Annotated in this window: 11 protein-coding genes; 7 read left to right on the top strand and 4 right to left on the bottom strand. The window is 69.4% G+C overall.

The genetic code is table 11. The features are described from left to right. Positions 1 to 63 precede the first annotated feature (63 nt). Positions 64 to 354, bottom strand: coding sequence for a 30S ribosomal protein S6 (rpsF, locus tag BX286_RS18835; protein WP_004950685.1), 291 nt, complete (start codon positions 352 to 354; stop codon positions 64 to 66). Positions 355 to 606: 252 nt separating this feature from the next. On the opposite strand from rpsF, the gene BX286_RS18830 reads away from it, so the two are divergent. The 3 genes from BX286_RS18830 to BX286_RS18820 all read left to right on the top strand — a co-directional run bounded on the left by BX286_RS18830 (position 607) and on the right by BX286_RS18820 (position 3,273). Then, complete coding sequence (locus BX286_RS18830) at positions 607 to 918, top strand: hypothetical protein (protein ID WP_079428652.1); 312 nt, start codon at positions 607 to 609, stop codon at positions 916 to 918. A 131-nt stretch (positions 919 to 1,049) separates the two neighbouring features. Beyond that, entirely contained in the window at positions 1,050 to 2,168 is a 1,119-nt protein-coding gene (locus BX286_RS18825; RefSeq protein WP_079428650.1) for a peptidoglycan bridge formation glycyltransferase FemA/FemB family protein, read from the top strand. A gap of 73 nt (positions 2,169 to 2,241) precedes the next feature. Then, on the top strand, positions 2,242 to 3,273 hold the full coding sequence (locus tag BX286_RS18820; RefSeq protein WP_121015567.1) for an alanine racemase: 1,032 nt from the start codon (positions 2,242 to 2,244) through the stop codon (positions 3,271 to 3,273). Between the two features lie 41 nt (positions 3,274 to 3,314). On the opposite strand, the gene BX286_RS18815 is transcribed toward BX286_RS18820, so the two are convergent. Together BX286_RS18815 and BX286_RS18810 are read right to left on the bottom strand one after the other, a co-directional pair. Next, positions 3,315 to 4,802: a glycosyltransferase family 87 protein gene (locus BX286_RS18815; protein WP_079428646.1), complete on the bottom strand. Its 1,488-nt coding sequence runs from the start codon at positions 4,800 to 4,802 to the stop codon at positions 3,315 to 3,317. 86 nt (positions 4,803 to 4,888) lie between these two features. Further along, a complete protein-coding gene (locus tag BX286_RS18810) occupies positions 4,889 to 7,462 on the bottom strand; it encodes a transglycosylase domain-containing protein (RefSeq protein ID WP_121015565.1) in 2,574 nt (857 codons plus the stop codon). A gap of 272 nt (positions 7,463 to 7,734) precedes the next feature. Here BX286_RS18810 and BX286_RS18805 point away from each other — a divergent pair, with 272 nt between their 5' ends. The 3 genes from BX286_RS18805 to BX286_RS18795 all read left to right on the top strand — a co-directional run bounded on the left by BX286_RS18805 (position 7,735) and on the right by BX286_RS18795 (position 10,870). After that, positions 7,735 to 8,337, top strand: coding sequence for a PadR family transcriptional regulator (locus BX286_RS18805; protein WP_079428642.1), 603 nt, complete (start codon positions 7,735 to 7,737; stop codon positions 8,335 to 8,337). Between the two features lie 50 nt (positions 8,338 to 8,387). Beyond that, complete coding sequence (locus BX286_RS18800) at positions 8,388 to 9,470, top strand: inositol-3-phosphate synthase (RefSeq protein ID WP_100863316.1); 1,083 nt, start codon at positions 8,388 to 8,390, stop codon at positions 9,468 to 9,470. A gap of 116 nt (positions 9,471 to 9,586) precedes the next feature. Beyond that, positions 9,587 to 10,870, top strand: coding sequence for an MFS transporter (locus tag BX286_RS18795; protein ID WP_100863317.1), 1,284 nt, complete (start codon positions 9,587 to 9,589; stop codon positions 10,868 to 10,870). Between the two features lie 51 nt (positions 10,871 to 10,921). On the opposite strand, the gene BX286_RS18790 is transcribed toward BX286_RS18795, so the two are convergent. Beyond that, on the bottom strand, positions 10,922 to 12,373 hold the full coding sequence (locus tag BX286_RS18790) for a CCA tRNA nucleotidyltransferase (protein WP_079428636.1): 1,452 nt from the start codon (positions 12,371 to 12,373) through the stop codon (positions 10,922 to 10,924). 209 nt (positions 12,374 to 12,582) lie between these two features. On the opposite strand from BX286_RS18790, the gene BX286_RS18785 reads away from it, so the two are divergent. Further along, entirely contained in the window at positions 12,583 to 14,841 is a 2,259-nt protein-coding gene (locus BX286_RS18785) for a DUF6049 family protein (RefSeq protein WP_187344163.1), read from the top strand. Positions 14,842 to 14,845: the final 4 nt, after the last annotated feature.

Here is a 14,845-nt window from a genome sequence, read left to right as displayed (position 1 = left end):
TCTCGGCGGGGATTGCTGCTGGGCTGCTGTGCTACTCGATCCCGATTACCGCTGAACCTGAGTTCAGTGGGTCTCGGGGCGAAGGACCTTGGTCCGGAGAACCGACTCGTTCAGGTTCATCTGGCGGTCGAGCTCCTTGACGACCGCAGGCTCGGCCTGCAGGTCGATGACCGAGTAGATGCCCTCGGGCTTCTTCTTGATCTCGTAAGCGAGACGACGACGGCCCCAGGTGTCGACCTTCTCGACCTTTCCGTTGCCCTCACGGACGACGGAAAGGAAGTTCTCGATCAGCGGGGAGACAGCGCGCTCCTCGAGATCGGGGTCGAGGATGACCATCACTTCGTAGTGACGCATGTGGAACCCACCTCCTTTGGACTCAGCGGCCACGGTCGATCCGTGGCAGGAGGGTCGTGATGCGTGCCGCACGGTGACTGAGAGCAGACACCGCGCAGACCGTACAGACTACCTGCTCGAATCCTTCCGGTTGAAATCCGGCAGGAGGGGGCCACAATCTGTATGCATCGGGTGTGCTCGGTGCTATGCCCCCGGCCCCGGCCGTCGGCGACGCCGCAGCACCGCTCTGCTTCAGCCAGGAGGTGCCTTTCGATGGCACAGGCAATGGATCGTCCGCCCATCTCCCTGCTCGCGACCGACGGCAAGCCCCACCCGCTCCAGGACGCCCTGGTGGCGGTCACCCTGATCCTCGGCGCCGTGGCGTTCGTCACTGCGTTCTTCCACAACCTGCACCTGCTCAGCTCCTGGACGGGGCTGATCGGGATCGTGACCGGCGCGTACGGACAGTTCATCTCGGCGACGACACGCGAGCGCTTCGCACTGATCATCGGCCTTGGTGCGTCTGGCATCGGCTTCTTCCTGGGCATGGCGCACGGCGGCCTCTTCGGGGGCTGGGTGGGCTGACCGGGGGACCTCCTCGGCGGGGCGCCGGCCGGACACCGGCCCGGGCTACGGCCCGTCCCCCAGATGGGTGGCGCCCCCGTCGCAGTAGGCTTCGCGCCATAGCAGCGAAGCCGCCCGAGGAGACACCCCGCATGAGCCTGTCCCTGAGCACCATCAGCCGAGAGCAGCATCTGGCGTACCTCCAGAGCCTGCCCTCGGCTAGCCACTGCCAGGTCCCGGCATGGGCCGACGTCAAGAACGAGTGGCGCTCGGAGAACCTCGGATGGTTCGACAAGTCCGGTCAGCTCGTCGGTGCCGCGCTCGTCCTGTACCGCCAGCTGCCCAAGGTGAAGCGCTACCTGGCGTATCTCCCCGAGGGCCCGGTCATCAACTGGTACGCCCCCAACCTGGAGGAGTGGCTCCAGCCGATGCTGGCGCACCTCAAGCAGCAGGGCGCGTTCACCGTGAAGATGGGTCCGCCCGTCGTCATCCGCCGCTGGAACTCCGCCGCCATCAAGGCCGGTATCCAGGACCCCGAGGTCAAGCGCCTGCGCGACGTGGAGGCTTCGTACATCGAGCCCCGCGCCTTCGAGGTGTCGGACAAGCTGCGCCGCATGGGCTGGCAGCAGGGCGAGGACGGCGGCGCCGGCTTCGGCGACGTCCAGCCCCGCTACGTCTTCCAGGTGCCGCTGGCGAACCGTTCGCTGGACGACGTCCTCAAGGGCTTCAACCAGCTGTGGCGCCGCAACATCAAGAAGGCCGAGAAGGCCGGCGTCGAGGTCGTCCAGGGCGGCTACGAGGACCTGCCGACCTGGCAGTACCTCTACGAGATCACGGCCGAGCGCGACAAGTTCCGCCCGCGCCCGCTCAGCTACTTCCAGCGCCAGTGGACGGCCCTCAACTCCGAGGACCCCAACCGCATGCGGCTGTACATCGCCAAGCACGAGGGCGAACCGCTCGCGGCCGCCACGATGCTGACGGTCGGCCAGCACGTCTGGTACTCCTACGGCGCCTCCGCCAACCACAAGCGGGAGGTCCGGCCCTCGAACGCCATGCAGTGGCGCATGCTGCGCGACTCGTACGCGCTGGGCGCCAGCGTCTACGACCTGCGCGGCATCAGTGACACCCTGGACGAGAACGACCACCTGTTCGGCCTGATCCAGTTCAAGGTCGGCACCGGCGGCGAGGCCGTCGAGTACGTCGGCGAGTGGGACTTCCCCCTCAACAAGGTGCTGCACAAGGCGCTCGACATCTACATGTCGCGCCGCTGACCCCCACCCCGCCCCTTCCACACACACCGCACCGCTGCACCACGCAGCTATCCGAGAGAGGCTCCGGACGGGCATGGCGCTCACGCTCTACGTCGACACCGCGCGCTGGCGTGCGCACCAGAAGACGATCATCGACCAGTTCCCCGGTCTGATCCCCGTCTGCAAGGGCAACGGCTACGGCTTCGGCCACGAGCGGCTGTGCGAGGAGGCGACCCGGATGGGCGCCGACATCCTGGCCATCGGCACGACGTACGAGGCCGCGAGCATCAAGGACTGGTTCGGCGGCGACCTGCTCGTCCTCACCCCGTTCCGGCGGGGTGAGGAGCCGGTGCCGCTGCCGGACCGGGTGATCCGTTCGGTGTCCTCCGTGGACGGGGTCCGCGGCCTGGTCGGTGCCCGCGTGGTCATCGAGTGCATGAGCTCGATGCGCCGCCACGGCATCTCCGAGCAGGACCTGGGCCTGCTCCACTCCGCGATCGAGGACGTACGGCTGGAGGGCTTCGCCCTGCACCTGCCGCTGGACCGCCCCGACGGCTCGGACGCCGTCGAGGAGGTCATCGGCTGGATGGACCGGCTGCGCGCGGCGCGGCTGCCGCTGCACACCATGTTCGTCAGCCACCTGCGCGCCGAGGAGCTGGCCCGGCTCCAGCAGCAGTTCCCGCAGACCCGCTTCCGGGCCCGTATCGGTACCCGGCTGTGGCTGGGCGACCACGACGCCACCCAGTACCGCGGCGCGGTCCTGGACGTCACGCGCGTGGCCAAGGGGGACCGGTTCGGCTACCGCCAGCAGAAGGCCGCCTCCGACGGCTGGCTGGTCGTGGTGGCCGGCGGCACCTCGCACGGGGTGGGCCTGGAGGCCCCCAAGGCCCTGCACGGGGTCATGCCGCGCGCCAAGGGCGTCGCCCGGGCGGGCCTGGCCACCGTCAACCGCAACCTCTCGCCGTTCGTCTGGGCGGGCAAGCAGCGCTGGTTCGCCGAGCCCCCGCACATGCAGGTGTCGATCCTGTTCGTGCCCTCGGACGCGACCGAGCCGAAGGTGGGCGACGAGCTGGTGGCCCACCTGCGGCACACCACGACGCAGTTCGACCGGGTGCTGGACGCCTGACCCGCACCCGCCGGGCGGGCCCGGCCGGCCCGGCCGCCAGGTCAGTCCCTGGGGTCCACGCCCCAGGCGACCCGCTGTCCCTCCGAAGGCGCCGCGTACCGCGGCGCCTTCGCCTTTTCCCCGAGTACGAACACGTCCTCGGCGCCGTCCAGGACGCCTCCGGACGGGTCGTCGGAGCCGTCGCGCCGTACGACGTCCCGCTCGGGCAGCAGGATGTCCCGCACGACGACCGCGCACAGGTAGAGCGTGGCCAGCAGGTGGACGACGATGGCCAGCTGGTAGCCCTCCAGGGGCAGTCCCTGGTGCTTGTCCCCGCTGGTCGTGTAGGCCAGGTAGAGCCAGATCCCCAGGAAGTAGGCGACCTCGCCCGCCTGCCAGATCAGGAAGTCGCGCCAGCGCGGGCGGGCCAGCGCGGCGAGCGGGACGAGCCACAGCACGTACTGCGGCGAGTAGACCTTGTTGGCCAGGATGAACGCGGCGACGACCAGGAAGGCCAGCTGGGCGAAGCGGGGCCGCCGGGGGGCCGTCAGCGTGAGCAGGCCGATGCCCAGGCACAGCAGCAGGGTCAGCCCGGTCGCGTAGGTGTTGGCCCCCTCCAGGGGGTTGCCGCTGCGCTGGGAGATCAGCAGCCAGAGCGAGCCGAAGTCGATCGGACGGTCCTGGCTGAACACGTAGAACCGCTTCCAGCCGTCCCAGGCGTAGAACATGACCGGCAGGTTGACCACGAGCCACGAGACGACCGCCCCGCCGAGGGCCGCGCCGAACGCCCGCCACTTCCCGGCCCGCCAGCACAGGACGAACAGCGCGCCGAGCAGCAGCACGGGGTAGAGCTTGGCCGCGGTCGCCAGGCCGATGAGCACCCCGCTGAGCAGCGGGCGACCCCGCGACCACATCAGCATGGCGGCGGCGGTGAGGGCGACGGCCGGCAGGTCCCAGTTGATGGTCGCGTTGAGCGCGAAGGCGGGGGCCAGAGCGAGGAGCAGGGCGTCCCAGGGACGGTGGCGGTGGGTCCGGGTGACGCAGACGGCGATGACGGCCGCGCAGGCCATCAGCATGCCCGCGTTGACCATCCAGTACGTCTGCTCGCGGTGCTGGATCGTCCCGGACGAGGGGGTCAGCCAGGAGGCCGCCTCCATGAAGGCGCCGGTGAGCACCGGGTACTCCAGGTACTGCATGCCCCCGTACTTCGGGTCGACGGCCAGGTCCGGGAACTTGTCGCGGTAGGGCACGAGCCCGTCGGCGAAGCCACGGGCGGAGTACAGGTGCGGGATGTCGGAGTAGCAGGCGTGGGTGTACTGCGAGCCCGCTCCCTGGAACCAGGCCCAGTCGTAGCAGGGCAGCTTCTGCACCATGCCGAGCGCGAACATGCCGAGGGCCACGAGGACCACGACGCGGACGGGGGACAGCCAGTGGGCTCCCGGCCGGATGTGGCGGCCGACCGGTCCGCCGATGAGCTCGCTGCCGGCGGCGGCGACCTCGTCCTGCTGCGTGGGCAGTACGGGCGGCGGGTCCTCGTGCACCTGGGTCATGGGCTCATCCTGCCGTACCGGCCCGGGCACGGGGGAGGGCCGCCGCACGGTGTGCGACGGCCCTCCGGTGGTGCGGGTGGGGCGGGTCAGCCCTGGGCGCCCATGATGCTGCCCCAGTTGCTCGTGCCGCCCTGGCGTCCCGGACGGCCCGCGGGGGGTGTGGTGGCCGGGTCGGTGTTCCCGCCGGTCGTGTTGCCGCCCGCTCCGGAACTCGTACCGGCCGCGGTCTGCGGGTCGCAGTTCAGGTTCCACGGCTTGGGCTTGCACGGCTTGCCCCCCTCGGACGGGGAGGGGGACACCGACGTGGACGGCGAGGGCGACACGGACGTGGACGGGGAGACGGAGGGGGACACCGACACCGAGGGGCTGGGCGAGGGGGCCCCGGCGGCGTCGGCGACGACGCCGATGTCCTCGGCCTCCGGGAAGTCCTTCACCGGGGTGCCCTTGAGGGCCTCGCGCATGTACTCGGTCCAGATCACCGCGGGGATGTCACCACCGTGGATGGAGTCGACACCGCCCACGTGGTTCATGGACATGAGCTTCTTGTCCTTGGAGTTCGGGTCGTTGCGGAAGAGCATGACCGAGGTGGAGAGCTCCGGGGTGTAGCCGACGAACCAGGCCGACTTGTTCTGGTCGGTGGTACCGGTCTTGCCGGCGGCGGGCCGGCCCAGCTTCTTGGCCTTGGTGCCGGTGCCGTTCTCCACGACGTTGCGCAGGACCTTGGTGACGTTGTCCGCGACGGAGTTGTCCATGGCCCGCGACTCCTTGGAGGCCTGGAAGCCGGGCAGCTTGCTGCCGTCCTTGGTGACCTCCAGGACCGAGAAGGGCTCGTGATGAGTCCCGGACGCGGCGAAGGTGGCGTAGGAGTCGGCCATGCGGATGGCGCTGGGGGTCGAGGTGCCGAGGGCGAACGAGGCGTTGTTGTTCTCGTCCATCGACTCCTCGAGGATGCCGGTGGCCTTGGCGACCTGGCGGACCTTGCTGTGGCCGACGTCGAAGACCAGCTGGGCGAACGGGACGTTGATGGACTTCTCCATCGCCTCGTTCAGGGTGACGTAGCCGTACGGGTACTCGCTCTCGTTCTTCTGCTTGAACGGCTGGCCGTCGGGGCCGAGCAGCGGCTTGCCCGAGCGGTCGTTGATCACCGTGAGGTCGTTGGCGTTGTACTTGCTGTTGGGCGAGATGCCCGCGCCCTTGGAGTTCTGCGTGCCGTACTCCATGGCCGCGGCCAGCACGTACGGCTTCCAGGTCGAGCCGACGGGGACGCCGGAGGTGTTGGCGTTGTTGGCGAAGTACTTGTGGTCCCAGCCGGGCCCGCCGTACAGAGCGACGATCGCCCCGGTCTTCACGTCGACGGAGGCGGCGCCGAACTGGACGAAGGTGTCGTACTCGGGCCGCTTCTTCTCGTCGAGGAAGTCGTTGCGGGTGTCCTCGACCGCCTTGGACAGGGCGTCCACCTTGGGCTTCTGGAAGGTGGTGCGGATGGTGTAGCCGCCGAGGGCCATCTTCTCGGCGCTGATGTCGGCCGTCTTCATGACGTACGACTTGGCCACCTCGACCAGGTAGCCGGTCTGGCCCGACATGCCGCTCGCCTGGGCGAGGTCGACCCGGGCGGGGAACTCCTTGTACTTGTCCCGCTCGGACTGCTCCATGCGGTGGACGGCGACCTCACGGTCGAGCACCCAGGCCCAGCGCGCCCGGGCGCGCTTCTCGTTGGCTTCGGGGGTGGCCGCCGAGCCGATGCCGCCGTCCGGGTTGTAGAGGTTGGGGCCCTTGAGCAGGGAGGCGAGGAAGGCGCTCTCGGACGGGTTGAGGTCCTTGGCGTCCTTGCCGAAGTAGGCGCGGGCGGCGGCCTGGATGCCGTAGGCGTCGCGGCCGAAGTAGGCGGTGTTCAGGTAGCCGGCGAGGACGACGTCCTTGCTCTCGGTGGTACCCAGCTTGATCGCGATGAAGAGCTCTGTGACCTTGCGCTTGAGCGTCTGCTCGGAGTCGAGGTACATGTTCTTGACGTACTGCTGGGTGATGGTGGAGCCACCCTGGGTCGAACCGCCCGAGGCCATGTTCACCACGGCCCGGGCAATACCCATGGGATCGACGCCTTTGTCCGTTTCGAACGACTCGTTCTCGGCGGCGATCACGGCATTCCGCATGGAGACCGGGATCTGGTCGATCGGGACGATCTGGCGGTTCGTGGACCCGCCGGTGGCCACCATCTGGGAGCCGTCGGCCCACTGGAAGACGTTGTTCTGCGCCTTGGCGGCCTTGTTCACGTCCGGGGTGCCGACCATGGCGATACCGACGCCGGCCCCGGCGATGATGAAGGCGAAGAATCCCAGGATGCTGCCGCAGACCAGCTTCCAGGAGGGCACGAACCGCTTCCAGCCGGTCTTCCCGGCACGGGGGTAGTCGATGAGCCGCTTGCAGCCGCCACCCCCCTTCCCACCTGGGCGTCCTCGGCCGGCGGCGGGGCGCTGGGCGGCCCTGCGGGCGTCCGCGCGACCGCCGTGGGCGCTCTGGTCCGCATAGGGTCCGCCGGGCGGTGCGGAGGGGACGCCCCGGCCGGGACCGGCGCCCCGGCCAGGGTGCTGCTGGGCAGCCCGGCGGGACGCGGCGCGGCCGCCGCCCTGGGGCTGCGGCGGTTTGCGGCGGTGCTCGCTCATCGAACGACTACTCCTCGGGCAGGCGAGTGGCCTGGAAGCGGCAGGTGATTCCGGTTCCCCCCGGTGGTCCTGCAGCACAGCCTACGCACGACCAAAACCCAATCAGTGCCGAAGTTCACCCCAAATCAGGCAACTTGCGTCGTACGAATTGGTGATGTGACGCCGGTCACCATGTCTTGGCTTGTCGCCGGAAGCGTGTCGATCTATGGTCTGGATGTATCGAGCCGATACATCAGCTCGACATAAACTCAGAGGCAGAGAGGGGCAGGCGGATGAGCAGGCGCTCAGGCATCCTCGAGTTCGCCGTCCTCGGCCTGCTTCGCGAATCCCCCATGCACGGGTACGAGCTGCGCAAGCGGCTCAACACCTCACTGGGGGTATTCAGGGCGTTCAGCTACGGGACTCTCTATCCCTGCCTCAAGACGCTGGTCGCCAACGGCTGGTTGATCGAAGAACCGGGGAACGCCCCGGAGGACGCTCTCGCCGCTTCACTCGCAGGGCGCCGCGCCAAGATCGTCTACCGGTTGACGGCAGCAGGTAAGGAGCACTTCGAAGAGCTCCTCTCCCACACCGGCCCCGACACCTGGGAGGACGAGTCCTTCGCCGCCCGCTTCGCCTTCTTCGGCCAGACCGAACGAGAAGTGCGGATGCGGGTTCTGGAGGGCCGTCGCAGCCGGCTGGAGGAGCGCCTGGAGAAGATGCGCGCCTCGCTCGCCCGCACACGCGAGCGCCTGGACGACTACACGCTCGAGCTGCAGCGGCACGGAATGGAATCCGTCGAGCGTGAAGTGCGCTGGCTGAACGAGCTCATCGAGAGCGAGAGGGCGGGACGGGACAAGAGACGCCCCGGTCCGCCCGACGAAACAGCAAAGTGAGACCTGCATCTCGCAGGCCTCGTTCCGAGAACAGACAGGGAGCAACCGGAATGGGTTCGGTTCGCGTAGCCATCGTCGGCGTGGGCAACTGCGCCGCCTCGCTGGTGCAGGGCGTCGAGTACTACAAGGACGCCGACCCGGCCACCAAGGTCCCGGGTCTGATGCACGTCCAGTTCGGCGACTACCACGTCCGTGACGTCGAGTTCGTCGCCGCGTTCGACGTCGACGCCAAGAAGGTCGGCCTGGACCTCTCGGACGCCATCGGCGCCAGCGAGAACAACACCATCAAGATCTGCGACGTCCCGAACAAGGGCGTCACGGTCCAGCGCGGCCACACCCTCGACGGTCTCGGCAAGTACTACCGCATGACCATCGAGGAGTCCTCCGAGGCCCCGGTCGACGTGGTCCAGGTCCTCAAGGACCGCCAGGTCGACGTCCTGGTCTGCTACCTCCCCGTCGGTTCCGAGGACGCGGCGAAGTTCTACGCCCAGTGCGCCATCGACGCCAAGGTCGCGTTCGTCAACGCCCTCCCGGTCTTCATCGCCGGCACCAAGGAGTGGGCCGACAAGTTCACCGAGGCCGGTGTCCCGATCGTCGGCGACGACATCAAGTCCCAGGTCGGCGCGACCATCACGCACCGCGTGATGGCGAAGCTCTTCGAAGACCGCGGCGTCCGCCTCGAGCGCACCATGCAGCTCAACGTCGGCGGCAACATGGACTTCAAGAACATGCTCGAGCGCGACCGCCTCGAGTCGAAGAAGATCTCCAAGACGCAGGCCGTCACCTCGCAGATCCCCGACCGTGAGCTCGGCGAGAAGAACGTCCACATCGGCCCGTCCGACTACGTGGCGTGGCTCGACGACCGCAAGTGGGCCTACGTCCGCCTCGAGGGCCGCGCCTTCGGCGACGTCCCGCTGAACCTCGAGTACAAGCTCGAGGTGTGGGACTCCCCGAACTCCGCCGGTGTCATCATCGACGCCCTGCGCGCCGCGAAGATCGCCAAGGACCGCGGCATCGGCGGCCCGATCCTGTCGGCCTCCAGCTACTTCATGAAGTCCCCGCCGGTCCAGTACTTCGACGACGAGGCCCTGGCCAACGTCGAGAAGTTCATCAAGGGCGAGGTCGAGCGCTAGTCGCAGCGCCGGTCGGGTCCAGGGTCCCCCGGGACACCTGCTCTTCGACGCTTCTTCCACCGAGGGTCTCCGGACTATGTGTCCGGAGACCCTCGGTGTATGTGACCCTTGCCCACATGCCTGTCGTACGTGATCTGCGCGTACTCCTGCGCCGGAGGGACTTCCGCAACCTGCTCGCCGTACGGCTGCTGTGCCAGGCCGCCGACGGGACGTACCAGGTCGCCCTGGCCACCTTCGTGGTCTTCTCCCCGGAGAAGCAGACCTCTCCCGCCGCCATCGCCTCGGCGATGGCGGTTCTCCTGCTGCCCTACTCCGCGATCGGCCCCTTCGCCGGAGTACTGCTCGACCGCTGGCGCCGCCGCCAGGTCTTCCTCTACGGCAACGTCCTGCGGGCCCTCCTCGCCTGCGTCACCGCCGTACTGATCGTCGCGCACGTCCCCGACTGGCTCTTCTACGCCTCCGCCCTGTCCGTGACCGCCGTCAACCGCTTCGTCCTCGCCGGGCTCGCGGCCGCCCTGCCGCACGTCGTCGAAGCCGACGAACTGGTCACCGCGAACGCCCTCTCGCCCACCGCCGGAACGCTCGCGGCCGTCGCCGGAGGCGGCCTGGCCTTCCTCGTCCGGATCCTGGCCTCCGGGTCCAACGCGCTCGTCGTCCTGGTCGGCGCCGGGCTGTACCTGTGTGCGGGGCTGGTGGCGCTACGGCTGGCCGTCGACCTCCTGGGGCCCGACCACCCCCCCGGCCGGACACGCCCGTCGGTCCTCGAAGGGGTCGCGCTCACCGTACGGGGCATGGCCGAGGGCCTGCGGCACCTGGCCGCCCGACGGGAGGCGGCCCGGGCCCTCACCGCCATGACCCTGATGCGCTTCGCCTACGGGGCCCTGACCGTGATGCTGCTGATGCTCTGCCGCTACGCGTGGTCGGACAACGAGGCGGACGGCCTGGCCTTGCTGGGGGTCGCCGTCGGGGTCTCCGGTGCCGGGTTCTTCGCGGCCGCCGTGGTGACCCCCTGGCTGGTCGGCCGGCTCGGCCCGCTGGGCTGGATCACCGCCTGCGCGGCCGGATCGGCTCTCCTCGTACCGGCCCTCGGCCTCTTCTTCGCCCCCGGGCCGATGCTCGTCGCCGCCTTCGCCCTGGGCGTCGCCACGCAGGGGGCCAAGATCTGCACCGACACCGTGGTGCAGTCCCGGGTGGACGACGACTACCGGGGCCGGGTCTTCTCCGTCTACGACGTGCTGTTCAACGTGGCCTTCGTCGGAGCGGCCGCGGTGTCCTCGCTGATGCTCCCCGCCGACGGCCGGTCCGTGGCCCTGCTCCTGGCCACGGCCCTGATCTACGCCGGCACGGCGGTGTTCCTGCGCCGGCGGCGCGACCGCGTCGATGTTTCACGTGAAACATAGGCACTGGTTTCACGTGAAACAGTGCCGCCCACGGGCCGCGCCGGACGCCGGTCAGGCCTGGGGAGCCTGCTCGGCCCACCACTGCTTGAGGGCCGCCACCGCCGCCTCGTGCCCCATCGGGCCGTTCTCCAGCCTCAGGTCCAGCAGGAAGGCATAGGCCTTGCCCACCGCGGGCCCCGGGCCGATCTCCAGGATCTGCTGGATCTCGTTGCCGTTCAGGTCGGGGCGGATCGCGTCCAGCTCCTCCTGTTCCTGGAGCTGCGCGATCCGCTCCTCCAGCCCGTCATAGGTGCGGGACAGTGCATTGGCCTTGCGCTTGTTTCGGGTCGTGCAGTCGGAGCGGGTCAGCTTGTGCAGCCGGTCCAGGAGCGGGCCCGCGTCGCGGACGTAGCGCCGCACCGCCGAGTCGGTCCACTCACCGTCCCCGTAACCGTGGAAGCGCAGGTGCAGCTCCACCAGCCGGGACACGTCCTTGATCATGTCGTTCGAGTACTTCAGCGCCGCCATGCGCTTCTTGGTCATCTTCGCGCCCACCACCTCGTGGTGGTGGAAGGAGACCCGGCCGTCACTCTCGAAGCGGCGCGTGCGGGGCTTGCCGATGTCGTGCAGCAGGGCCGCGAGCCGCAGCACCAGGTCCGGGCCGTCCTCCTCCAGCGCGATCGCCTGCTCCAGGACGATCAGCGAGTGGTCGTAGACGTCCTTGTGCCGGTGGTGCTCGTCACTCTCCAGCCGCAGCGCCGGCAGCTCCGGCAGGACCCGGTCGGCGAGACCGGTGTCCACCAGGAGCGCCAGGCCCTTCCGCGGGTGGGCGGAGAGCAGCAGCTTGTTCAGCTCGGCCTGTACCCGCTCCGCCGAGACGATCTCGATCCGGTCGGCCATCGCCTTCATCGCCGCCACGACCTCGGGGGCGACCTCGAAGTCCAGCTGTGCGGCGAACCGGGCCGCGCGCAGCATCCGCAGCGGGTCGTCGGAGAAGGAGTCCTCCGGGGTTCCGGGCGTCCGCAGCACCCCGGCGGCCAGGTCCTCCAGGCCGCCGTGCGGGTCGACGAACACCTGCTCCGGCAGGGCCAGGGCCATGGCGTTGACGGTGAAGTCGCGGCGGACCAGGTCCTCCTCGATCGAGTTGCCGTAGGAGACCTCGGGCTTGCGGGAGGTGCGGTCGTACGCCTCGGAGCGGTACGTCGTCACCTCGATCTGGAAGCCCTGCTTCTGAGCGCCGACGGTGCCGAAGGCGATGCCGACGTCCCAGACCGAGTCGGCCCACGGCCGCACGATCTTCAGTACGTCCTGGGGACGCGCGTCGGTGGTGAAGTCGAGGTCGTTGCCGAGACGCCCGAGCAGCGCGTCGCGGACGGACCCGCCGACCAGGGCGAGGCGGAAGCCCGCCTCCTGGAAACGGCGGCCGAGCTCGTCGGCGACGGGCGCGACCCGCAGCAGTTCACTGACCGCGCGGCGCTGCACCTGACTCAGGGCACTGGGGTTGTCTTCATTGGCGTTCGGCACAACAGAAAAGGGTACGTGGCCCGCCCGGCCGGGGCCGCCCGGTTTCTCCTGGCGGAGCACCGCGCGGGCCGAGCCCCGGGCCCGGGAACCGGAACGGACCCGGAACGGATCTTGTGGAGCAAGGCGCGGCACTCGCGCACAGCGCGTCTCGTTACCATGCGTGGACGCAGAACCGACGACCACTGACACTTCGAGGGACTGGTGAGCGCGTGGCCGAGGCGGCAGAAATCCAGGGGGCGGCCTCCCCCCCTGCCCGGCGCCGATGGCTGCGGCGGGCGGTCGTCCTGCTGAGCGGAACACCGGTGCTGGCCGCCCTCGTCTACGCCCCCGCCCCCGTGGCCGAGGCCGCCGAGTCTTCCGTCGACGTCCAGCTGACCGAGGTGTCACCGAGCGCTCCGGTCAAGAGCGACACGCTGACCATCCAGGGGACCGTGGTCAACAACGGCCGCGAGACGATCAAGGGGGCCCACGTCGGGCTGCGGGTCGGCCCCATGGTGGGTGACCGGTCGGCCATCGACGAGGTGGCGGACCGCAAGGGGTTCCGGCCGGGGGTGGACCCGGGAGAGATCGACCAGGCCTTCGCCGCGAAGATCGACTCCCTTCCCTCGAAGGTCAGCCAGCCCTTCACGATCAAGGTGCCGGTCAACAAGCTCGACCTGGGTGCCGACGGCGTCTACCAGCTGGGCGTCTCCGTCTCCGGGACGACCGACAGCCGCCCGTCCGAGCAGGTGCTCGGCATCCAGCGGACCGTGCTGCCCTGGCAGCCGGACCCGGCAGCCAAGCGGTCCTCCCTCACCTATGTGTGGCCGCTGATCTCCACGACCCGCGTCACCGCCGAGACGGGCTCGGACGAGGTCCAGACCCCGGTCTTCATGGACGACTCCCTCGCCGACGAGCTGCGGCCGGGCGGGCGGCTGGAGCGGATGGTCTCGCTCGGCAAGGACCTGCCGGTCACCTGGGTCATCGACCCCGACCTCCTCGCCACCGTCGACGCCATGACCAAGGGCTACCGGGTCCGCAGCCCCGACCCGGACGGAAAGCCCGTCCAGGGCCGCAACAAGGCCGTCGCCGAGCAGTGGCTGAGCGCCCTGGAGAACGCCGTACAGGGCAAGAAGGTCGTCGCCCTCCCGTACGCCGACCCCGACATCGCCTCCCTCGCCCACCACGGCAAGGACGTCTCCGGCACCCTGGGCCAGCTGCGGCCCGCCACCGACAAGGCGAAGCAGGCCGTCGAGACGGTGCTGCACGTCAACGCCTCCACCGACTTCTCCTGGCCCGTGGAAGGCGCGATCGACCCGTCGATCGTGAACGTCGCCACCTCGGCCGGCGCCCACAACGTCCTGACCCGCAGCGACAGCCTCCAGGAGACCGGCGCCCTCGGCTACACCCCGAGCGCCGCCCGTCCCATCGGCGCGGGCACCACCGCCGTGGTCGCCGATGCCGATCTGTCCACCGCCTTCGAGGGCGACATGGCCGGCGCCGGGAACTCCACGCTCGCCGTGCAGCGGTTCCTCGCCCACAGCCTGGCGCTCAACCTCCAGGGCGGCGACGAACCGCGGAGCTACGTGGTCGCGCCCCAGCGCCGGCCCTCCGCCAGCCAGGCCGAGTCGATGGCCCTCGCCCTGCGGGGTCTCCAGGCCGCGCGCTGGACCCAGCCCTCCGACCTGGAGGCGGCGGCCGCCGCCAAGCCCGACCCCGGCGCCGCGACCCAGGTGCCCGGCGCGGGCCAGTACCCGGAAGCCCTGAGCAAGCAGGAGCTCCCGGTGTCGGCGTTCGAGAAGATCCGCACCACCCAGAACACCCTGGACCACTTCAAGGTCATCCTCACGGCCCCGGACCGCGTCGAGATCCCCTTCGGCAACACCACCAACCGGGAGATGTCCACCTCCTGGCGCGGCCGCCCCGAGGAGGCCGACCGCTACCGTGACGAGGTGCAGTCCTACCTGCTCGGACTGACCGACAAGGTCAAGGTCGTCCCCAAGTCGGACGCCACCTTGTCCGGACATAGCGCGACGATCCCGGTCAGCGTCCAGAACAGCCTCGTCCAGGACGTGCACAACCTGGTGCTGAGGGTCAAATCCGACAACCCGACCCGCTTGATGTTCAGCGAATCGGAACAGGAAGTCACCGTTCAGGGCGGCCACAGCCAGACGGTAAAGTTCACCGCCAACGCCACCGCGAGTGGTCCGGTCCAGGTCACCGCACGCCTCTTCACCAAGGACGGCGTGCCGTACGGCAAGGAACGCAAGTTCACCGTCGAGGCCACCGAGATCACCCCCACCGTCATGCTCGTCATCGCCGGCGGTGTGCTCCTCCTGGTCCTGGCCGGCATCAAGATGTACGCCAGCCGCAAGCGCGTCGCCGCCCGCGCCGCCGCCGAGGAGAGCACGCAGCCGAGTGACGAGACCACGGACACCGGACCGCAAAGCACAGAGGGGTCCGGAACGGGTGAGACAGTGGACCGTTGAGCGA

Source organism: Streptomyces sp. 3211.6, from assembly GCF_003634815.1.
Classification (GTDB): Bacteria; Actinomycetota; Actinomycetes; order Streptomycetales; family Streptomycetaceae; genus Streptomyces; species Streptomyces katrae_A.
Note: the sequence above shows the minus strand (reverse complement) of the source record. Positions and strands in the feature narration are given on the sequence as shown.

Coding starts and splice junctions, on each gene's coding strand:
- rpsF (WP_004950685.1), bottom strand. CDS start 354: ATGCGTCACTACGAAGTGATGGTCATCCTCGACCCCGATCTCGAGGAG.
- BX286_RS18830 (WP_079428652.1), top strand. CDS start 607: ATGGCACAGGCAATGGATCGTCCGCCCATCTCCCTGCTCGCGACCGAC.
- BX286_RS18825 (WP_079428650.1), top strand. CDS start 1,050: ATGAGCCTGTCCCTGAGCACCATCAGCCGAGAGCAGCATCTGGCGTAC.
- BX286_RS18820 (WP_121015567.1), top strand. CDS start 2,242: ATGGCGCTCACGCTCTACGTCGACACCGCGCGCTGGCGTGCGCACCAG.
- BX286_RS18815 (WP_079428646.1), bottom strand. CDS start 4,802: ATGACCCAGGTGCACGAGGACCCGCCGCCCGTACTGCCCACGCAGCAG.
- BX286_RS18810 (WP_121015565.1), bottom strand. CDS start 7,462: ATGAGCGAGCACCGCCGCAAACCGCCGCAGCCCCAGGGCGGCGGCCGC.
- BX286_RS18805 (WP_079428642.1), top strand. CDS start 7,735: ATGAGCAGGCGCTCAGGCATCCTCGAGTTCGCCGTCCTCGGCCTGCTT.
- BX286_RS18800 (WP_100863316.1), top strand. CDS start 8,388: ATGGGTTCGGTTCGCGTAGCCATCGTCGGCGTGGGCAACTGCGCCGCC.
- BX286_RS18795 (WP_100863317.1), top strand. CDS start 9,587: ATGCCTGTCGTACGTGATCTGCGCGTACTCCTGCGCCGGAGGGACTTC.